Origin of the sequence: Kibdelosporangium philippinense, assembly GCF_021390435.2 — a bacterium.
Lineage (GTDB): Bacteria > Actinomycetota > Actinomycetes > Mycobacteriales > Pseudonocardiaceae > Kibdelosporangium > Kibdelosporangium philippinense.
The window spans coordinates 1,260,289-1,280,768 of record NZ_JAJVCN010000001.1; the positions used below are offsets into that span (position 1 = coordinate 1,260,289).

Here is a 20,480-nt window from a genome sequence, read left to right on the forward strand (position 1 = left end):
CCCGGGCGGTACTGTCGACGACCGTGCCGCCCACCCGTCAGTACCGCTCACCCCGCCGCGCCAAGGACGCCGCGGAGACCCGGCGCGCAATCCTCGCCGCGGCAACAGAACTGTTCGCCACCGAGGGATACGCGCGAGTGACGGTCGCCGACATCGCGAAACGAGCCGAGGTCGCCGTGCCGACCGTTTACGCGAGCACCGGCGGCAAGGCTGACATGCTGCGCACCATCACGGCCGAAGCCTTTGCCTCCTCGGGCGCCCAAGACACGGTCGAGCTGGTCCGCGCGACCACGACGCTGCATGAGGCGGTGCGTGTCCTGGCACATGGCACCCGCCAGGGAAATGAGCACCAAGCCGTCACCACCCAGATCCTCCTGGCCGCCCGACTGGTGGACGCCGATGCCGAGAAAGTCTGGCAGGACGGCATAGCCGGTTATCGGGCCGCATTGCACGAGGTGGCCGCCCTGTTGCACGCACGCGGACAACTGGCCCCAAGCCTGACCGTGGCCGAAACCTCGGACATCTTGTGGTTCAGCGTCGGCATCCACGCGTGGCGTGCGCTGGTCCACGACTGCGGGTGGACCTGGGACCGCGCCGAATGCTGGTTCGCCACTCACCTCGAGTCCGTCCTCACCGCACAGTAATGGGCTCGTCGGCCGGGATGGTGTGGTGGCGACGGGCCGGGACCATCGATGTCGGGTGGGAGATGCTCCAGGCCGCGGCCTTGCAGATGATCTCTTTGAGACGTGCGGCCATCTTGCCGGTGAGCGCGGACGGTTTGGGCCGGTCGTCCGGCGTGACCCACTGCACGATGGCGTCACGGCGGCCGAGGCTGATGCACTGGCCGTTGTAGCCGATCTTGTTTACGGGGAGCTGGCGCCCGGTCAGGCGGGCGGCGATGGCATCGGCCGCCTGGTAGGCCGTGGGAACACCCGAGGCACACGACATCCGAAGTGGAGTGCCGTTCAAGCCAGACGCGAGCGCGGCATCACCAACGGCGTAGACGTCCGGGTGCGAGACCGAACGCATCGTCTCGTCGACGACGATCTGCCCGGTCGTCGAAACCTGCAGAGTCGTGGCCGCGGCGATGGGATGCACGGCGAAGCCAGCCGTCCAGACGGTCACTTGGGCGGGGATCGCGCGGCCGTCGGAGGTGATCGCGCCGGTCGGCTCGACGCCCGCGACGTCCGTGTGCTCATGCAGGGTGATGCCGAGCCGGTCGAACACCTTGCGCAGGTGGCTCTTGGCTTTCTCACTCAGCCAGTCGCCCAGGCCGCCGCGGGCGGCGAGTGCGACCTTGAGGTCCGGCCGGGCTTCGGCGATCTCAGTGGCGGCTTCGATGCCGGTGAGGCCACCACCGACGACCAGAACGTTTCCGCCTGCGGCGAGGTCAGCCAGGCGCTCACGCAGCCGCAGCGCGGACCGCTTGCCTGCAATGTCGTACGCGTGCTCGGCGACACCGGGAACGCCGCAATCGGCGGCGGCGCTGCCGAGGGCGTAGACGAGCGTGTCGTAAGCGATTTCGCTGTGCCCGTTGGCGTCGACTATGTCGACGGTCTTGCGTTCGACGTCAACCGCGGTGACCCGCGCCAACCGCACCTGCACACCCGTGCCCGCGAAAACGTCGGTCAGGATGCGGGGCTTCAGGTCCTGGCCGGTCGCGAGTTGGTGCATACGGACGCGTTCGACGAACTCGGGATCGGCGTTGACGAGGGTGATCTCGGTATCGGTCGGGTGCAGCCGCTTGGCAAGGCGGCCGGCGGCGTTGGCTCCGGCGTACCCGGCCCCGAGGACGACGATGCGGTGCTTCATGGTCTCGCTCCTGTCTGTCGGTGTTCGGTTCCTGAACCGGGCAGCGGCGCGAAACCTGACAGCAGGGCGATGTGATCCGGGTCACCAGTTGTCGGCGAGCGGTTCCCCGTGTTCTGAGACGGCGGCCCACTGGCGCGACGCGCGTGCGAGCTTGCCGGGGTTGACCTGGGCGTGCACGGCCGCGATGCCGTCGGTGGTCACATCAAGCGAGACAACCCCGGCGATCCGGTCACCAACCATCAGCACCAGCGCGGGCATGCCGTTGGCGACCGTGGCGAACAGGTCAGGGCGACCGCCGATCAGCTCCCACTTTGCCGCGCTGGGCTCGAAAAGCCCGCGTAGGAACCTCGCCACCCGCACGGCACCGGTGACCGGCCGCGGCAACGAGAAGATCATGCCGCCACCGTCGCCCACGCTGATCGCGTCATCGGACAGCAGCCTGACCAGGGAGTCGGTCTTGCCGCTCAGCGCAGCGGCGAGGAACTCCTCGACGATCTTGCGGGCCGCGGCCGAGTCAACCTCCACCCGGCGCCGGTCAGTGGCCAGGTGCTGCTTGGCGCGCCGGTAAATCTGCTGGCAGTTCGCCTCGGTGAGATCGAGGACCTCGGCGATCTCACTGTGCGAGTACCCGAACGCCTCGCGCAACACGTACACGACGCGTTCCTTGGCCGAAAGCCGCTCCATCAGCGTGAGCATCGCGATCGAGACTGATTCACGCTGCTCGACGGTGTCGGACGGACCGAGCATCCGGTCCCCGGCGAAGACCGGCTCGGGTAGCCACTGGCCAACATAGGTTTCCCGCCTGGCCCGCGCCGAGGTGAGCCGGTTGAGGCAGATGTTGGTGAGCACCTTCGTCAGCCATGCTTCGGGCGTCTCGATCAGCTCACGGTCGGCGGACTGCCAGCGCAGGAAGGTGTCCTGCACGGCGTCCTCGGCATCGTTCGCCGACCCCAACAGGCGGTACGCGATTGCTTCCAACCGCGCCCTTGCCCCCTCGAACATCTCGACCTCGTGCGCACCCACCAGCATGGTCCGAAGTTAACCCATCCGCGCACTCGATAACATGACCGCGTTCCTTTGGAGGGGCGATGGCGACGACGTTGGATGTGGTGTCGTTCAACGTTTTCATCGGCATACGCTCCCGAGCCGCACCGGCGAGGACCCGGGCGGTCGAGTTCTGCCGCCGTCTGACGGACTTGGACGTGGACTTCCTGTTGCTGCAGGAGGTATGGACCCGTTCGCTATTGCGGTTTATAGGCGCCCGGTTGCCGTCAATGCGCCACGTGGCTTGGAAACCGGGCCTTGCCGGTCAACCCGCAGGCGGGCTCGCCGTGTTCTCCCGCCGCCCGCTGCGCGCGCCGACGTACACCTCCTTCGCCTCGGCACGTCCTGGTGATGGAAACCTGGCCTTTCGTGGGAAATCCGCCGTGAGCTGCCGAATGCAGGGAATACTCGCAGTGCGCACGGCCGACGGCGAACTCCTGCTTGGCAACACCCAACTCACCGCCAATCACGACGGCGACTGGTCGCAGGGCAACCGCCACTACGGCATACACCGGCAGCAGGTGGGCATCGTCCGGCGCGCGATGCGCGCCCACACCGCGCCGTTGTCGGTGCTCGGTGGCGACTTCAACATCGCAAGCAGCAGCCCGCTCTATCCGTTCATCGTGGATGGCTGGCACGACCCTTTCGCGCGTACCGATCAGCCCACTTACCGGGCCGAATTCCTGCCCGCTGGGCGACCGGCGCACCGCATCGACTACCTGCTGGTGTCCGGTCAGCCGGTGGCGAGCGCCGACCTGATCCTCGCCGAACCGGTAGAACTGGCCAACGGCACCAGCTTCTTGTCCGATCACCTCGCGCTGAGGATCAGGGCCGGACAATAGGACGTCACCCTCCACTTATGGGTAGGGTGGCGCCCATGACACCGCCGGGCGCATCAGCCAACTCCGAAGGCGCGGGACTGCGCGCCGACGCGGAACGCAACCGGCAACGCATCGTCACCGCTGCCCGTGCGGCGTTCGCGGAACTTGGCCTCGACGTGCCAATGGAGGAGATCGCCCGCCTCGCCGTGTCGGGGTCGGCACCCTCTACCGGAGGTATCCAACCCGGGCGGACCTGATCGTCGCCGCGTTCGAGACAAAGATGAGCGCTTACGCTGAGGCGACCGCGGAGGCACTGGCTGACCCAGATCCGTGGCACGGGTTTTGCGCCTATGTCGAAAAGATCTGTGGGATGCAGGCTGGCGATCGCGGCTTCGCCACCGTACTGACCATGACTTTTCCCACTGCCAAACGGTTCGAGGCCGATCGAGCGCGCGTTTTCGCCGACTTCGCCACGCTTGTCGAGCGGGCCAAGGCGGCCGGGAAACTTCGCGCTGACTTCGTTACCGAGGATCTGCCGATGTTCCTCATGGCCAACGCAGGCGTGCTGACGGCCACAGCGGACGCCGCGCCAGAAACTTGGCGCCGCCTGGTCGGGTATCTCATCCAGGCGTGCGCGGCATCTGCCGCGCAGACACTTCCCGCCCCACCCGCGCCCCGGAAGATGTACCGGGCGTTGATGCGCGCGACATCCCGCCAGCGATAACGGCTCTGACTCACGCCCACCCCGGGGCATCCACGCGGTCAAAGTGATCGCAGCAGGTGCCCTCGGCCTTGCCGGTACGGCTGCCGCAGACGCCATAGATGCCTTGGGGTTGAAGGCTGACGACACGGTTCTGATCAGCGGTGCCACAGGATGTGTTGGCGCCCTTGCGATTCAGTACGCCGCCGCAGCGGGCGCCAAGGTGATCGCCACCGCTCGACCTGGCGCGGAAACCACCTTCGTCCGTGACCTGGGGGCGAGTGAGGTGGTCGACCATGCAGGCGACATGCCAGCTCAGGTCCATGCCATCAGCCCCGGCGGAGTGGATGCGCTGCTGCACCTGGCTGCCGACGTCGCGTCTGGGCTTCATCAAGGTCCCTGTTAGCCGCGCCTTCGCGTTGGTCGACGTCGGGAACGCGTTCGCTGAGTTCGCGGCAGGGTCCGTCGGCAAGATCGCGATCGCTGTCGTTTAAGGACTGCGGTTGATGATCTTTGAGAATCCGCTGGGGCGTCGCTGAAGTCAAGGAGTTGGTGGACGACAACGCGCTGTCGCGCTTGGCGCGCGGGTGTTGTATCTTCACCGGCAGGTAAGGGGCTCGGAATCGGATCTGAGCCACCGCCGACTCCCTTGCGGCATGGAGCGTTGGACCGCGCCTGCGCCACCGCCTGCTTCCTTGTGGTTCCCACACTTGCCGTCGATGGTCCATGTCGTGGGCCGTCGGCCAAAGGAGCATCTTCGTGACCATCTACTCTCAACATCCGAATCGTGGCAAGGTCCAGATTCTGGCTACGTATCGCGGATCAGTCGGTGTGCGGTCATCGACTGTCACGAGTGTTGACGACGCTGTTCTCGCCGCACCGATTGTTGACGCACTGAACCGGATTTCCGCGTATGCCACGGTTCCTGTCAGCGTGCATGATACCCGAGATGAGCAATTCGATTACTACCCAACGGATCACCTCGCCACGCTGACCGATCGAAACGCTCGCGCTGGCCTGTTGGATGGCGCCCATAGCTTGTGGTATGACCAGGTCAAGGTGCTTCTTCACCTAGCCCTGTCCGATCTGGACGATGTTGTTGCGAAGGTGCCCGCGCCCGTCCGGACGGCGATCGCCGCGGAATTGGCGGCCGAGGAATCGGGGCTTCGTGAGGCAGTAGCCGAGTTCTCAGAGGGATCCGGTGTACCTGCGGCCAAAGAGCGACGCCATTGGGAGTTTGATGCTCCCTTCGTGGCCTGCGATGGTCGTGAGTACGGGCTGAACCTCGAAGTTCGTGAACGGTTGAACGCGGTGGAGCGCGGTGCGTCCAAAGAGAATCTCAGGCAGGGAATCGCGGATCTGCGACTGCTTCTGGACGCGTACATACGTTGTGAGAACGACGAGGCGCGGTTGAGCATCGATGACTTCAGTATCGCGGACGATCGCTTTGAAGCTGGCATCGACGGCTTGTTCCTCAATGTGGAGGCTCCGATGCCCAACCGCGCGCACGGCCGCGACGACTGGCGAGTCGAGGTAATCCGTTGGATCCCAGACAACCCGGAGGATGAGGACAGCAATGCCACGGGCGAACCCATCCTTCGTTGCGTACGGGCGGAATCGCCTGCTGCTGCCGAGATCGCGGAACTGCTGAACCGCAGCGGGAACAACGAACAGCTCAGCAAGTGGATGGAAACACCAGTCGGCGAGCCCCTCGATGGCACCGCCTTCGTCGTGGCACAGCGTTGGCGCGACTGAGGGGATCGTGCCATTGGAGCTGATACAGCCTCGGTGGGAACCACCTGCTGACTTGCTTCGCGCGAGTCAGCAGGACGTTTCGGCGTCATTCCCAAGTGGTAGGTGGAGATCGGCCTTGGGGTCGATGTGCGGGCTTTCTGCCTGCTTCTACCGTCGGTGGTCATGAGATGGGCATGGGGACGCGCGGTGGCAGTGCTCGCGATCATTGGGATGCTGACGGGTTGCGGCGCTTGGCAAATGTCGAGACGTCCGGCTGAGGGGTTGGCGTGGACGGCTTGTTCGGACGAAGTCCAGTGCGCGACGTTGACTGTGCCTGTGGACTGGCGGGCGCCGGAGGGGCCGATCACCGCCGTGAACCTGGTTCGGCTGCCTGCGACCGGGGACAGGTTGGGTTCGGTGGTCGTCAACCTGGGCGCGGGCAATGGCACCAACGCAATGCTTGCTCGAGTGCCGCCTGCTCTGCGCGAGTTGGCTGGGCGGTTCGACATTGTGGTTTTCGATCCGCCTGGGCTTGGCAGGGCGGACAATGGCACGCTGATTCGTTGCGCCCCTGGCCCGTCGGTCTATGGGCTGGTGATTGATCCCAGCGAAGCTGGGTGGGCGGCGCAGTCGGGGGCGAACGCGGCGTACGACAAGAGCTGTCGTGAGGCTGCTGGCCATACCTACACCCACCTCACCTCCTGGCAGATCGCGCACGACCTTGAAGCTCTGCGCGCTGCCCTCGGTGAGGATCGGCTGCGGTACTTGGGAAACTCCTACGGCACCAGCTACGGCCAGGCCTACGCGGACTTGTTTGGCCCTTGGGTTGAACGGATGTACTTGGACGGAGTCGCGGACCACACGCAGCCGGACCTGACTGCTTGGTTGACGGATCATGCGCGTACCCAGGAGGAGCAGCTGCGGAGGTTCAGTGACTGGTGCGCAGCGTCCACAACCTGCGCGTTGCACGGTATCGATCCGCTGGCAGTGTGGGACAAGGTCGCTGACGATTCACGGGCACATATCGGTGTCCTGATTGGACTGACACCGCCGAGATGGCCAGATCTGGCCGCTGGATTGGCCGCTGCCAGGGATGGCGACTTCAGTCGGTTTCCCAAGGACTTGCCGCCCGAACCGGTTGGGAGCGTGCAGCCAGCCTTGCTGTGCCACGACTTCATGCCAGCGATGCCTGAATATCGGGAGTTCTTGGCTATCGAGCGACGATTGCGCGAGGCCGCTCCTCGTGTGGGATGGCTTGCTGGACGGATGCAGCTTGGCCGATGCGTTGGTGTCACGGATGATCCGGCTTACCCGCCTGCTCCGATCAAGCCTCGTGGCCTCGGGCCTGTCCTGATTGGAATTGGCGAGTTGGACAACAACACGCCTCACCTCGCCGCGCATCGTGTGGTCGAGCAGTTGTCCGCCCACGAAGGTCATGCATGGTGATGGTCACGCTGCCTACCTACTTGGCAACCGTTGCATCGCTTCCTATGTACATACCTACTTCACTGATGGGGTGCTGCCTCGGCCCGGGGCCCGATGTGCCTCCGAGCTTCTTGGTAAATGACCGTACGCTGATTGAGATTCATGGAATCCCGTATTTGTGCGACTTTTCGTGGATGCACAAGGCGATGTGTGAGGAACCCGGCTGGTTCTACGGCCTGTTGCAGGCCGTATCAGGTCCACCTGATGCGGTCCAGGCTCACGCTGGCCTGACGCGGATCCGCGGAGCGTGCCGACTGTCCGCGTTACCAGCGCGGACAGTCGGCCAGTAGTTCTTTACCAACGGTCTAGCTGATTGGTGAGGTACGCGGCCTGTCGCATTGCCAGTGCGACGATGGTGAGTGTTGGGTTCGCGGCGGCGCCGGTGGTGAAGATCGAACCGTCGCAGATGTACAGATTGTTCACGTCGTGGGCCTGTCCGAATGCGTTGACGACCCCGGTCGCCGGGTCGGTGCTCATCCGCGCCGTGCCCATGTTGTGGCCTGATGGCATGGCGGGGGAGCGGAGCAGCCGGGTCGCGCCCACCGCCGACATGATCGCCTCGGCTTGGCCGTAAGCGTGCGTGCGTAGGGCGAGGTCGTTGGGATGGTCGTCGTAATGCACCTCAGGCGCGGGTAGGCCGACGCTGTCCTTGAGTGTGTCGCTGAGGGTCACGCGGTTGGTGGGTTGGGGCATGTCTTCGCCGCAGATCCAGATCGATGCAGTGTGGGTGTAGGCCTCGATGATCTCGGTATATGCACGGCCCCATGCTCCTGGCGTCGCGAATGTGACGAACGATGGCAGGCCTTGGGAAATCATCTCCATGTAGTAGCCGCCGACGAAGCCGCGAGCGGGGTCGTGGCGCGACTCGTCGCTCACGACGCCAGCCATGTTCTCGCCGCGGTAATGGTGCACGGGCTCAGGGAACTGTCCATGTACGACGCCGGTGGCGTGGCGCATGTAGTTGCGGCCGAGTTGTCCTGACGAGTTCGCGAGTCCGTCGGGGTGTCGCGATTCAGCGGAAAGCATGAGCAGACGCGGTGTTTCGATGGCGTTGCCTGCTACGGCGACTGCGACGGCCCGCTGGCGGTGTAGCGCGCCGGACGGGTCGGCGTAGATCACGGAGTCAGCACGGCCGTCGGCGCCGAGTGTGATCTGCACGGCCTGGCATTGCGTGCGTACCTCGACGTTGCCGGTTGCGATGGCGCGAGGGATTTCGCGCACGAGCGGGCTCCATTTTGAGCCGTGCTTGTCTCCTTGGGAGTTGAAGCCGTCCTGCAGGGTCGCGGGGCGGCCGTCGTACGGCTCGGCGTTGCCTGCGTATGGGCCTGTCGCGTAATGGCGGTAGCCGACGCGGCGCGCGCCTTCGGCGAGGACCTTGTAGTTGTTGTTCGCTGGCAAAGGTTTCTTGCCGTGGCGATGGGTGACGCCGATGGCTTGTTCGGCTGATGAGTAGAAGGGTTCCAGCTCGGCGAGCCCGATTGGCCAGTCGGCGAGCGCGGCGCCGTCAACACCGCCGTAGGTGCTGAGCGCACGGAACTCGTGCGCCTTGAACCTGGGACAGACTCCGGTCCACAGCACCGCTGTGCCACCCACGCAGCGTGCGTTCCATGCTGGCAGAGAAGGGAAATCGGTCGCGAGGCTCCAGCTTCCCGTTGCCAGCCTTGGTTCCAGCCAGCTGAGTTGTTCGAAGGCCTTGTTGTCGTCGTTGACGAACTCCTCATTGGCGATCCACGGTCCGGCTTCGAGTACGACCACCGGCACCGACCGCATCGCGAGCTGGTGGGCTAGCGTCGCACCACCTGGGCCGGAGCCGATCACCACGACGACCGCGTCGTCGGCTTCGAATGTCCTCATTGGACCTCCGGAGGAGGAGACAGCGGATAAGGCAGGGGACCGATCTCTACCAGCGGCTCTGGTGGCTCCTCGATGGGTGGCTCGGGGAGCCACCGCAGGTCGTTGAAGCCACGGTTGACGTATCCACCGTCCGAATAGGACGCGCCTGGATAGCCGATGTACGCACGGACCTCGGGGTCGTCGTAGAGATAGCGGGCCACGAGCGGGCGCAGGGCACGGAAGGAGGCGCTTTCTTCGACGCACGCGGAAAGCTCGTCCATGCCGTCGCGCAGGATGCCGCCAAGCACCGGGTCAGCGGCGGCCAGCGAGGCGATCGTGGCGACAACCCTCCGATACGGCTGCTCACCGAGCCCAGGGTGCGGGTACATCGCGCTGGCCACCGAGGTCAGCACGGCCTCTTGGCGTTCGGTGAACGGCCCGCTCATGGCATCTTCCGTTCGATCCAGACCTGCGGGAACCCCGGCAGGTCCTCGCCGCCGAAGCGCGCGGAGTGCACGTCGGGCATCGCCGTGTTCGCGGCGAGCACCTGGTCGCGGGTCTCGGCGGTGATCGGCACCTGTGGCAGCACCCAGTCCTTGGGAATGTCCGTGCCGTGCAGGAGCGAGTCGAGCCCGAGAAGCGCGGTACGCCACTGGAAGCACGAGTACACGGCGGCAAAGCCCTCGAATCCGTGTTTCTTCCACGCGCGCAGATACGCCATGTTGTCTTCGCCGTTGATCGGCGGGATTGGCTGTCCGGCGTCCTGGAATGCCTCGACCGCGGGCACTGCTTGGTCGCCGAGGTCGGTCCAGACGGCATCGATCTTGCCCTTGGCCAGCTCGTCCGCCATAGCGTTCTTGATCTTGGCTGGATCGGCGCCGGTGATGTGATCGGTCACGGTGATCCCCGCGTCGCGGAAGATCTTCTGCGCCGCGGCCCAGCGCTGCTCGAAGACATCGACACCCGACGCCGTCCGCAGCGCCACAACCCTTTGCCCGGAGCGCAGTTTCGAGGCGATGAACGTGGAAGCGTCGATACCCCAGGCATAGCCGCCGATCGAGTGGACGAAACTGGTGACGCACGTCGCGGTCGTGCCACGGTCGAACACGATGACCGGTTTGCCTGTGGCGCAAGCGCGTTCGATCGCGTCCTTGGTCGCGTCCACAGTGGCCGGTGCGACGATGTAGCCGTCGCAGTTGCCTTCCTTGATCAGGTAGTCGATGTCGGCGACCTGCGTGTTCTCGCTGTCCTGGGCGTCACGCACCTCAAGGGCGGCAAGGCGTCCCGCGTCACGCAGGGCGACGAACTGCTGGTACATCGTCAGCCAGCCGGTCTGGCGCCAGACGTTGCTCAGCGATGCGTTGGAGAAACAGACTTTGCCCGGCCGGTTGAGTGCGAACCCGGCGCCCCTGACCGTTTCGCCTGGCAGGAACTGCAAGTAGGGCTTGGCTGGGTCGCCGCTGAATGTCCCCTTGCGTTCGGCGTCCTGACGGGCGTACGCGGCCTGGTCGAGGCCAGCGATGGGCGCCGTGCTCGTTGGCGGGCCGGACGTCGCACCGGGCGCGCACGCCGCGGTACCGGCTAAGACCGCGCCGACCAAGAGGGCCAGTGCGGTCGTAGTGCCGCACCTGCGTGCAGACATGGTTGTCCCTTTCATTCGGTGATTCGCTGGCCTGACAGGCGTTTCCACTGAACGCCCGCAGCGCCGAGAGCGGCCAGGATGACCGCGCCTTGCACGGTGTCGCGCCATGTCGACTCGATACCGATGATGTTGAGCAGCGAGATGAGCGTCTCCAGCACGGCCGCGCCCGCCGCAGCCGACAGCAGCCAGCCGCGGCCTCCGCCCAGCGCGACGCCGCCGATGACGGCGCCAGCTATGGCCGTGTACTGGTAGCCCTGTCCCACAGTCGGATGGGTGCCCGCGTAGCCAACGAGAAGGATCGCGGCGACCGTCGCGAGCAGCGCCGACAGCACGTACGCGCGCGTACGCAGCCACCAGACACGCGCACCGGCCAGCGCCATGCTGTCCTCGTTGTCGCCCACGGCAAGCAGCAGTCGCCCGAACGGACGGCGCATGAGCCAAGCGCCGCCGATGAGCACAGCCAGGAGCACCATCACTGACCACGGCACGTACCCGAGAACCGGCAGGGTCGGGCCACTGCGGCCGATGTTGCGGAAGGTGTCGGACGGGTTGCCGCTCGCGGCGCCGCCAGTTGCGTAGAACGTGATGCCCGACAGCACAAGCATCATGCCGAGCGTTGTGATGAAACCGGGCACGCGCAGAATGGTGGTGACGAGCCCGTTGACGAGGCCGACGGCCACGGCAAGCACCACCATGAGCCCGAGGACCGGCAGGATCATCGCGTCGTCGCTGCCGATCAAGTTTCCCGCCAGCACAACCTGAACCGCGATCACCGCGCCAGCCGAGAGGTCGAATTCCCCGGCCACGAGCACGAAGTACTGACCGATCGTCACGATCACGATCGGTGCCATCCGACCGAGGAACCTGGCCGGCTGCCCGGGTTCGAGGAGGTTCGGGTTTGCCACCACGAGCGCCACGAGCAGCACCACGAGGATGACGTAGACACCGCGCTTCATGCGCTTGTCCCGGCTGGGAAACGTTTGCGCCGACGCATGATACCCGTGCGCCGGGCGAAAACGGCGACGGCCGCGACGATCACGAGGCCGCGTACGACATCCTTGAGGAACGGATTGACTTGCAGGACGCCCATCGCGGAGTCGATCACGGCGAAGATCAGGACTCCGCCGAGGGTCCCGAGCAGCGAACTGCGGCCGCCAGCCAGCGACGCGCCGCCCAACACCACGGCGGCCACTGAGAGCAACGCGAACCCGCCCTGTGTGCCCGCATTCGGTCCCCCGACGCCAAGGCGCGAGACGATTGTGATCCCAGCCAGCCCCGCGAGCACCGCCGACAAGGTGTGCGCCGCGATGATCGGCCGTGCCGTCTTGACGCCCGACAGTCGCGCGACCCGCGCGTCACCGCCGACGGCATGCATCCGATGACCCAGCCGAGTTCGGTGCAGCAGAACGAAAACAAGGCCGAGACACGCCAGCATCACGAGCGTGGTGACCGGTACGACCCCGATTCCGGCTTGGCCGAACGTGGTGAACGCGTCCGGCACACCCGTGACATTGCCGCGGTAGTAGGTGGAAAGGTCGCCGGAGATCACGAGGCCGCTCGCGAGCGTCGCGATGAATCCGTGCAAGCCAAGCACACCAACTACAAACCCATTGGCTGCACCGATCGCCGCGCAGACCACGAGCGTTGTCACGATCGCGACCGGTATGTTCTCCGTGCGCCCGGCCATGACGCCGGCGCACAGCACTCCTGCGAGGCTGAGTACGTATCCGACAGACAGGTCAAGGCTACCGACTAGCACGACAAGCGTCTGTCCAATTGCGACAAAGCCCAACGCGGTGACGCTTGTCATGATCACCGCGATGTTGCCTGACGAGAACAGGTTCCGGTCCGCGTCGGCTGCCAGCAACGCGGCTGCCAGTGTCACAAGCGCCAATACGACGTAGACGATCGCGGTGGTGGACAGACGGCGGGTCATGCGACGGCCGCCCGCATTACGTCCTCTTCGCTGCTACCGCCGGGCAACTCGGTCACTAACCGCCCGTCGCGCAACACGAGGATGCGGTCGGCCATCCCGATCACCTCCGGCAGCTCGCTTGAGGCCAGCAGCACGGCCATGCCGTCCTGGGTAAGGCTGCGCAGTAGGGCGTAGACGGCCTGCTTGGCGCCCACGTCGATGCCGCGGGTCGGTTCGTCGAGCAGCACGATGGCAGGGCGGCAGAGAATCCACTTCGCCAGCAAGACTTTCTGCTGGTTCCCGCCCGAGAGGTACTGGGCGGGCTGATCGGGGCTGCGTGCGTTGAGCTCCAGTTCGGCGAGCAACCGGAGCGCCTCCGCTCGGCTGCGGCGTGCCCCGGTGGCGTGCACGACGGCCAAAGTGTTGTCCAGCACGGATTGGTGCAGCGCCAACCCTGTCGCTTCGCGGTCCTCGGTGAGGTAGGCGATGCCGTGCCCGATCGCGGTACGTGGGCTGGCGATGCGTACCTGGCGCCTGCCGACGTGCATCGTGCCGCGGGTGAAGGGCCGGTTTCCGGCGATCGCGTCCAGTACCTCGGTGCGTCCGGATCCCTGAAGTCCTGCCAGCGCAACGATTTCGCCCGCATGGACGGTCAGTGTGATGCCGTCGACGTCGCCGTTGCCGCCTTCGGAGACCTTGAGGGCCACCTCTTCTATTTGTATGTCTGTGCCTTCGGCGCGCGGCGGGTAGAACGTGGACAGCGGCCGTCCGACCATGAGCCGTACAACCTCGGCCTCGTCCAGCTCAGCGGCCGGTCGCGAGGCGACGCGTTTGCCGTCCTTGAGCACGGTGATCCGGTCACAGAGGTCGAACACCTCGCGCAGCCGGTGCGAGACGTAAAGGATGGCGACGCCGCGAGCGGTCAGTGTGCGGATGATTTGGTAGAGCAGCTCCACCTCGTGGTCGGCGAGCGCGGCGGTTGGCTCGTCCATCGCGATGATGCGCGACTGCCGCCGCAGCGCCTTCGCGATCTCGACGATCTGCTGCTCGGCGACCGAGAGCGCGCCGACGGGTGTGCTTGGCGCGATCGTGCTGACGCCGACCGAGGCCAGCAGCTCGGCTGTGCGGCTGTGCATCAGCTTTTTCGAGACCAGCCCGCGGACCCGCGGCTCGTGGCCGAGGAAGACGTTCTCGGCGACCGATCGCTCCGGGAGCAGGTTGAACTCCTGGAAGACCGTCGAGATTCCGGCCGCGTAGGCCTGCGCGGGGTGGGTGAACGCGGTCGGGCTGCCGTCGAGGTGGATCTCGCCCGTGTCGCGGGGACGGACGCCCGCGAGGATCTTCATCAGCGTCGATTTGCCAGCGCCGTTCTCGCCGACCAGCCCGTGCACCTCGCCTGTGGCGAGCGTCAGGTCCACGTCCACGAGTGCGGGTATGCCGTAGAAGCTCTTCCCGACCCCGCGTATTTCGAGAAGCTGCCCGTCCATCGCCACCCCCGCGTCGTCGCGCACCGTGGCAAACCGGTTTCGTGCTGTGCCCAGTGACGCTAGATGGCTTCACGCTATCGAGTCAAGCATTATCGATAATGACCGTAAGGGCCTACTATTGGGCCACTATGACCAGTCGCCTGCCCCGGATAACACTCGCTGATCAGGTGCGGGATTTCATCGTCATGGAGATCGCCAGGGGCGCGCTCGCGCCAGGGGCGAGCGTGCGTGAGCTGGAAATCGCCCAACGACTCGGCACCAGCCAGACGCCTGTCCGCGAGGCCTTCCGCAAACTCGCCGCCGTCGGCCTGCTGGAAACCCGCATTCACGTCGGCACTCGTGTCCGCGACTTCACGGCCAAGGATTTGTCGGACGCGGTGCCGGTGCGGGCCGCGCTTGAGGGCATGGCCGGGCGCATTGTCGCTGAGCTCGGCATCCGGGAGGACGCGGAGCTGGAGGCGGCACTGGCGCACATGGAGGCCGTCGCGGCGACAGGGGAGCGGCTCGCTTTGGCTGGCGCCAGCACGGCGTTCCACCGCAGGATCATCACGATGGCCGGCAACGACTCTTTGCGGCGCGCTTGGGAGTCACTGGGCATCGAGGTGATGACCGTGATGGCGTTGGCGCACACCACCATCGACAGCCCGGCCGTGGCGCACAGCCACCGTCCGGTGTTGGAGGCGCTGCTTTCCGGCGATCCTGACCGGGCGGAACGCGAGTTGACCGAGCACCAGTTCGCCTACATTCCCAGCTCGATGCCTGCCGACGAGGGCAAGAACGCGTCCTGATCCTGACCGCGATGGAAGTGTGCGGCTTACTCCACGGCGGTCCACTAAGGACAAAAAATCGCCTCGGCAGTCACAGGTATTACACCTTTCCCATCTGTTACGGGGTCGGATGCCGTGAAGGTCTTCTTACCTTGACGGGGTTCAACGCCCCAAATCTTCCCCTCACAACCGCCCACGACCCGCACGCGGTCAGGGCACACCACCGCGAACGCATCCTCGGCAGCCCCTGTGCTGCGCCAAGACGGAAACCTGCAGGTCACCGAGCCGAACGCCGGTCGAGTCACGCCCGACCGGGCGAGCTTAAAACTCCCTGGCATTGGCGCGGTAGAGACGCGTCAAGGGAGGCCCTCGCGCGTCTAATGCCGCGAAGGTGGCCTTCACGGCATACCGTCCCGTGATAGGTGGGGGTGAAGTGACACATGTGACTGACGAGTCGATGGAGGGTCCATAGCGGACCGCGAGAGAAGGAACCTGTGTTGATCCGACCGCGATGGAAAGATCGGGTTGTGGGCGGATTGATCATCAAACCGGGTTCCGACGCGGAGGTGGCGATCCGTGCCGCGGAGGCCGCGTGCGAAGTGATCCGGCGTGCGTACGGCGGCGCGGTCGAGCGGTTCGACAAAGGCGGCGGAGACTTCGCCACAGGAGTGGACCTCGCGGCGGAGCGTGTGATCCGGGGAATTCTGCGGGAGGAACGTCCGCGCGACGCGATCCTCGGTGAGGAGTACGGAGCGGACGGGGGCGACGGCTCGCGGGTCTGGCTGGTCGACCCGTTGTGCGGGACGTTGAACTTCGCGGCGCGGACCCCGTTGGTCGCGGTCAACATCGCCCTGCGCGTCGAGGGCGAAGTGACTATGGCGGTGTCAGCAGACCCGTTGTCCGGCGAGGTGTTCTGGACCGGCGGTGAGGGTGCGTTCATCGGGGACGAGCCCTTGGTGCCGACAATGGGCGATCGGCTCGTCGACGTGAACCTCGACCCGCCGTTTCCCAATCGGGTGATCTTTCGGGCAGCGTGGTTGCTGGCGGACGACGCCTTCATCGGGAGTTTCCGGCCCCGCGTGCTGTCTACGACCCTGGCGCTGGCCTGGGTCGCGGCCGGGCGGCGGGCCGCCTACATCACCGACGGGCATCTTCGGGACAGCGTGCACTTCACCAGCGGTATCGCCCTTTGTCAGGCGGCTGGCTGCATCGTGACCAACCTTGCCGGGCAGGCCATACACACCGGCATTCAAGGCCTCGTTGTCGCCTCCGACCCCGCGACACACCGTGAATTGCTTGACATCGTCGCACTTCACCGCCGCATTTGAACATCCGTTTGCCCACTGTGTATTTAGGCACGGTGTCCGGTGCTCCTTGTTGGTATCAGCGAGGGGCTACAGCCGGATGAGGTGACGAATTGACGAGGGCGATTGACCCTTTATCGGCCTGGCTGGAGCTTCTAGGCTCGGTGCTGCCCGCGTGCCTGTTGATCCGCGGTCTGACAACGACAGCTGAGGTTGCACCGCGAGCGAGGAATGTGCATGTCGGACGACTTCGAGATCACCCCCTTGGTCGTCGCCGCGGCCGGTGGCGACCAGGCGGCGTGGGGCGAGATCGTGAGCCGGTTCTCGCCGCTGCTGGTGAGCGTCATCCGCGGCTTCCGGCTGACGCCGAGCGAGATCGAGGACATCGCGCAGGAAGTGTGGCTGCGCCTCGTCGAGCATCTCGGCGACCTCAAGGAGCCGCGCGCACTGCCCAAGTGGATCATCACTATCGCCAGGCGGGTCGCTTTACGCTACGTCCAGCGCAAACGGGAGACGCAGCCACTTGAGCCGGACTGGCAACAGCCTGCCGACGATGACAACGCCGACCCGGCGACCGGCCTGCTGCGCCAGGAACGGCAGGAAGCCGTGCTCGCTGGCTTGGCCGAGTTGCCCGCCAAGCATCGGGAACTGCTGCTTCTGCTGGTCGCGGACCCGCCACTGTCGTACGTCGAGATCGCCAAGCGGCTTGACCTCCCGGTCGGCAGTATTGGGCCGACGAGAGCACGTGCGCTGGAACGGCTTCGGAAAACGGCAGCGATGGGGACCTATCAAGGAAACGACGCGGGTGGTGATGAACATGACGCAGCGACGCTGGGATGACGACGAACTGCTGCTGCGGGACTTCGCCGACGCCGTCGGCGAGATCGCGCCGCTGGTGGACCGAGTAGCCGCGCAGGGCATGGCCGCGTTCACGTGGCGCACGGTCGACGAGGAACTGCTGGCGCTGTCGTACGACTCGACAGAAGGACCGCTGGCCACCAGTCGTGCGGAATCCGATGGCGGCCGTGTCCTCGTCTTCGGCACCGCGGAGCTGTCGGTGGAACTCGAAGTCACCACCGACCAGATCCTCGGCCAGATCACGCCACCGAGCGCGGGCGAGGTCCGGCTGGAGACCTCGGACGGCTCGACGGTCCACATCACCGCGGACGATCTGGGTTTCTTCGTCACCTCGCCATTGCCAGGCCAGCTCGTTCGCCTGCGGTGTGAAACGTCCGATCAACGGTTGATCACCGAATGGGTGCGCCTGTGAGCGAAGCTTCAGACGCCGAAGGCGAGGAAAGATGCCGCGGTGGTCCTCGCGACGACGTCGTCAGCCGCCGAGTGCCGTGCCATCGCGAGTGCTTGGGGGAGCGGCGATCCACCGCTGAGATGGTCGTGCAGCGAAAGCATCAGCGGCACCGTGGTCGGGTCGTCGACTGGGACGACCGTGGCGACAATGCCAGCGGCGCCAAGGGAAATCAACGAACTGACCATCCCGAGCAGCTCATCGGCGCCGGTAGGCGCGCCGACAGCCGAGTTGCAACTGGACAGCACCACGCGATAAGGCGCTCGGTGGAGCCGTTCAAGGTCGTACACAGTCAACGGGCCGTCATCGAGCTCGATCGCCGAGAACAACGGGCTGTCGGCACGGAATGTGCTGTGTGCGGCGATGTGTACGAGCCAGGCGCCGTCGATGGCGGCCATCACGCGGTCCACGCTCGCGGTTCCTTCGGCCAGCACAGTGGCGTTCGGGTACTGCTGCGCCAACCGGCGAACTTCCGTGGTGCCAGTGGAAAGCCGTGGACCACCGACAAGAACGATACGCGCGTCATCAGGCGGACCGGCCTGTCGCGCACGCAACCACGCGGACGCCGAGGGAGCCACCGAGATCGGCCGATCACGCAGCGACGGCAGCATGGCCCACGGCACAGCGTGCAACCGCCCGGTCGGAATGACGACAACGGGTCCATTGTGGAGCAACCGGGTGGCGTCGTTGAGCAGATCCGCTTCCAGCCGTGCGCCAATGGCTTCCATGTCCAGCGGCCGGGTCCGTTGCCGTTCACTGTCGCGGCGCAGCGCGAACAGCGCGCGGGCAAGCGAGTATTCCGCCTTGGCCATCGACCCCACGTGATGCATCCGGACTTGGTTGCGGCCCGCAACCACGGCGTACAACTCGCCGTCGACGTCGGTGAGTTCGATGAGATCCGTCGACCCGAGGTGCTCAAGCAGTTCCGTGGACTGGAAGGGCGCGGTGGCGTTGGCCGAGGCTCGCGGAGTACGCAGAACCCGTTGACGCACAGCCGTTTCCAGTCGTCGACGCTCTCGATGCAAGTGCGCTGGGGCGTCCGCGTCGAGCCGAAGTGTGAGGTGCCGCAGGGCGGCGAGGTCGGTCGCCAAGTCCTCGTCGCGTGGCGGGCGGACCGGCGCCACGGCCAACGCCACCGCGCGCCATCGCTCGCTCCACCTCAGCAATTCCCGCGCGTTCCACCGGCGTACCGCATGCCGCAGCGCCAGCCCGGCCAACGCCGAACCACGCGCCGTGGCCAGCACTCGCAGCTCGGTCGCACCCAACGTGCGCAGGTACACGTGGACGTCGTGCAGGCCGCGGTCGCAGGCAGCCAGCATGCCTCGCCAACGAGCCTCTCCTTCGCACAGCATGGCCTGCGCCAACCACCCGGTACTGCTCGTCCACAAGCCGCGGCTGCGGGCGTGCGCCGCGGATCGCAGGTGTGGCAGCGCGACATCGGCCTCGCCACGCGCCAACGCGAGACGACCGGCCAGCAGATGTGCCTCGGTGGCTCGTGTCGAATCCAGCTCGTCCAACTCGGCCGCGACCCGTTGGGCGCGTCGCAGCGACGACTCGGACTGATCGCCGTCGCCAGCGAAGCGTGCCTGCAGGAGGACAAGTTCGGCGCGAGCGGTCCACCACGGCCGGTGCTGGCGGCGGAACAACTTCAGTGCGTCAACGCTTCGCTGAGCGGCGCCCGCGAAATCGTCGGCCGCGTATGCCGCAAGTGCCGCGCACAGCAACAACTCTGCTCGTCTTGTCGCCGACCCGCGCAGTTGCTCGATGCGCGCGACGGCGGCGTCGATGTCGGCCAGTGCGTCACGGGACAAACCGGCGGCAAGCAACACCGTGCACCTGTTGACGTACAACTCTGGTTCGAAGGCACCGAGGTCACGGAATCGCCGCTGCGCGTCGTCGAGCTGCGCCAGTGCCGTCGGGACGTCACCGCTCGCGAACGTCGCGATTCCACGCTCGTGCCGGGTGGACGCGTACTCGACTTCCTGGCCGACCTCAGCGAAAAGAGCCTCGGTCCTGGCGTAATCCCGGTCGGCGCGCGCGACCGCGCCAACGCCGAGGTACGCCGCGGCACGATGGGTCAGCGCACGCGCTTCCCAGAGTGGATGTTGCGCCGCGGACGTCAACGCCACGGCTTCCTGCGCGTCGGCCAGGGCTTCGTCGTAGCGGCCGAGAACCAGCAACGCGTTGACCCGCTTGATCAAGATCCGGCCGAGCAACTCCTTGTCGACACTGCGGTTCACCGCCGCGTCGAGCGCCGACAGGCCGCGCCGCGTGAACCCGGCGTGCACCAACGCGACTCCCAGGCTCGCCATGACGTCGGCTTCACGGTCGGGATCACCGGCTTTTTGTGCGTACCTTCGGGCAGTCCTGAGCTCACGGACGGCCTCGTCGATGTCGCCGAAGTCGCGGAGAACCAGGCCGCATGCCTGGTGGGCGACGGAAGCTTCGAACGCCGATGGCCGGCTTGCCAGCACATCCCGTGCCACGCGCAACGCCTCGGCGGGCCGGGACAACGCCAGGGCCAGCAGTTCGTCGGGCGGCAAGGGCATCAACTCCCAGGCTTTCAGGCAACCAGTCGATCTTATTTCCTGATCACGAACCAGTCGATACCTACGAGTTGGCGGAGGAAA

General features: G+C 65.9%; 19 protein-coding genes and 1 pseudogene. 11 read left to right on the forward strand and 9 right to left on the reverse strand.

The genetic code is table 11. The annotated features are described in order from the left end of the window. Positions 1-23: 23 nt before the first annotated feature. The gene (locus LWC34_RS05750) at positions 24-644 is read left to right on the forward strand and encodes a TetR/AcrR family transcriptional regulator (protein ID WP_233723372.1); all 621 of its coding nucleotides are present in this window, start codon (positions 24-26) and stop codon (positions 642-644) included. On the opposite strand, the gene LWC34_RS05755 is transcribed toward LWC34_RS05750, so the two are convergent. Together LWC34_RS05755 and LWC34_RS05760 are read right to left on the reverse strand one after the other, a co-directional pair. Continuing rightward, on the reverse strand, positions 631-1,812 hold the full coding sequence (locus LWC34_RS05755) for an NAD(P)/FAD-dependent oxidoreductase (RefSeq protein ID WP_233723374.1): 1,182 nt from the start codon (positions 1,810-1,812) through the stop codon (positions 631-633). The genes LWC34_RS05750 and LWC34_RS05755 overlap by 14 nt on opposite strands. Before the next feature lie 81 nt (positions 1,813-1,893). After that, complete coding sequence (locus LWC34_RS05760) at positions 1,894-2,841, reverse strand: RNA polymerase sigma-70 factor (RefSeq protein WP_233723376.1); 948 nt, start codon at positions 2,839-2,841, stop codon at positions 1,894-1,896. Positions 2,842-2,900: 59 nt separating this feature from the next. Here LWC34_RS05760 and LWC34_RS05765 point away from each other — a divergent pair, with 59 nt between their 5' ends. The 6 genes and pseudogenes from LWC34_RS05765 (at position 2,901) to LWC34_RS58695 (ending at position 7,678) form a co-directional block, all read left to right on the forward strand. After that, on the forward strand, positions 2,901-3,698 hold the full coding sequence (locus tag LWC34_RS05765; protein ID WP_233723378.1) for an endonuclease/exonuclease/phosphatase family protein: 798 nt from the start codon (positions 2,901-2,903) through the stop codon (positions 3,696-3,698). 35 nt (positions 3,699-3,733) lie between these two features. Further along, a pseudogene (locus LWC34_RS05775) lies at positions 3,734-4,401 on the forward strand (TetR/AcrR family transcriptional regulator). Positions 4,402-4,600: 199 nt separating this feature from the next. Further along, positions 4,601-4,783: a hypothetical protein gene (locus LWC34_RS05780; RefSeq protein ID WP_233726369.1), complete on the forward strand. Its 183-nt coding sequence runs from the start codon at positions 4,601-4,603 to the stop codon at positions 4,781-4,783. A 353-nt stretch (positions 4,784-5,136) separates the two neighbouring features. Beyond that, positions 5,137-6,132, forward strand: a complete 996-nt coding sequence (locus tag LWC34_RS05785; RefSeq protein ID WP_233723384.1) for a hypothetical protein — start codon at positions 5,137-5,139, stop codon at positions 6,130-6,132. A gap of 162 nt (positions 6,133-6,294) precedes the next feature. Continuing rightward, positions 6,295-7,557, forward strand: a complete 1,263-nt coding sequence (locus LWC34_RS05790; protein ID WP_233723385.1) for an alpha/beta fold hydrolase — start codon at positions 6,295-6,297, stop codon at positions 7,555-7,557. Next, positions 7,547-7,678 (forward strand): alpha/beta hydrolase, encoded by a 132-nt coding sequence (locus tag LWC34_RS58695; protein WP_372496427.1) that lies wholly within the window; start codon positions 7,547-7,549, stop codon positions 7,676-7,678. The genes LWC34_RS05790 and LWC34_RS58695 overlap by 11 nt, the downstream gene beginning before the upstream one ends. Positions 7,679-7,890: 212 nt before the next feature. Here the strand turns inward: LWC34_RS58695 and LWC34_RS05795 are convergent, their stop codons facing one another. The 6 genes from LWC34_RS05795 to LWC34_RS05820 are packed head-to-tail and all read right to left on the reverse strand — an operon-like array spanning position 7,891 to position 14,497. Further along, positions 7,891-9,450, reverse strand: a complete 1,560-nt coding sequence (locus LWC34_RS05795; protein ID WP_233723387.1) for a GMC family oxidoreductase — start codon at positions 9,448-9,450, stop codon at positions 7,891-7,893. Continuing rightward, the gene (locus tag LWC34_RS05800; protein ID WP_233723389.1) at positions 9,447-9,875 is read right to left on the reverse strand and encodes a hypothetical protein; all 429 of its coding nucleotides are present in this window, start codon (positions 9,873-9,875) and stop codon (positions 9,447-9,449) included. Before LWC34_RS05800 ends, LWC34_RS05795 begins: the two co-directional genes overlap by 4 nt. Beyond that, positions 9,872-11,071, reverse strand: a complete 1,200-nt coding sequence (locus LWC34_RS05805; RefSeq protein ID WP_233723390.1) for a substrate-binding domain-containing protein — start codon at positions 11,069-11,071, stop codon at positions 9,872-9,874. The genes LWC34_RS05800 and LWC34_RS05805 overlap by 4 nt, the downstream gene beginning before the upstream one ends. Before the next feature lie 11 nt (positions 11,072-11,082). Next, the gene (locus LWC34_RS05810; protein ID WP_233723392.1) at positions 11,083-12,027 is read right to left on the reverse strand and encodes an ABC transporter permease; all 945 of its coding nucleotides are present in this window, start codon (positions 12,025-12,027) and stop codon (positions 11,083-11,085) included. Beyond that, positions 12,024-13,007: an ABC transporter permease gene (locus LWC34_RS05815; protein WP_233723394.1), complete on the reverse strand. Its 984-nt coding sequence runs from the start codon at positions 13,005-13,007 to the stop codon at positions 12,024-12,026. Before LWC34_RS05815 ends, LWC34_RS05810 begins: the two co-directional genes overlap by 4 nt. Continuing rightward, positions 13,004-14,497, reverse strand: a complete 1,494-nt coding sequence (locus LWC34_RS05820) for a sugar ABC transporter ATP-binding protein (protein WP_308199977.1) — start codon at positions 14,495-14,497, stop codon at positions 13,004-13,006. The genes LWC34_RS05815 and LWC34_RS05820 overlap by 4 nt, the downstream gene beginning before the upstream one ends. 104 nt (positions 14,498-14,601) lie before the next feature. On the opposite strand from LWC34_RS05820, the gene LWC34_RS05825 reads away from it, so the two are divergent. The 4 genes from LWC34_RS05825 (at position 14,602) to LWC34_RS05840 (ending at position 17,814) form a co-directional block, all read left to right on the forward strand. Continuing rightward, a complete protein-coding gene (locus LWC34_RS05825) occupies positions 14,602-15,261 on the forward strand; it encodes a GntR family transcriptional regulator (protein ID WP_233723396.1) in 660 nt (219 codons plus the stop codon). Positions 15,262-15,767: 506 nt separating this feature from the next. Then, a complete protein-coding gene (locus LWC34_RS05830; protein ID WP_233723398.1) occupies positions 15,768-16,568 on the forward strand; it encodes an inositol monophosphatase family protein in 801 nt (266 codons plus the stop codon). A 213-nt stretch (positions 16,569-16,781) separates the two neighbouring features. Continuing rightward, positions 16,782-17,384 carry an RNA polymerase sigma factor gene (locus LWC34_RS05835; RefSeq protein ID WP_233723400.1) on the forward strand — a complete coding sequence of 201 codons (603 nt, stop codon included), beginning with the start codon at positions 16,782-16,784 and terminating at the stop codon, positions 17,382-17,384. Further along, positions 17,362-17,814: a hypothetical protein gene (locus LWC34_RS05840; protein WP_233723402.1), complete on the forward strand. Its 453-nt coding sequence runs from the start codon at positions 17,362-17,364 to the stop codon at positions 17,812-17,814. The genes LWC34_RS05835 and LWC34_RS05840 overlap by 23 nt, the downstream gene beginning before the upstream one ends. Before the next feature lie 8 nt (positions 17,815-17,822). Here the strand turns inward: LWC34_RS05840 and LWC34_RS05845 are convergent, their stop codons facing one another. Further along, a complete protein-coding gene (locus LWC34_RS05845; protein ID WP_233723409.1) occupies positions 17,823-20,399 on the reverse strand; it encodes a CHAT domain-containing protein in 2,577 nt (858 codons plus the stop codon). Positions 20,400-20,480 lie beyond the last annotated feature (81 nt).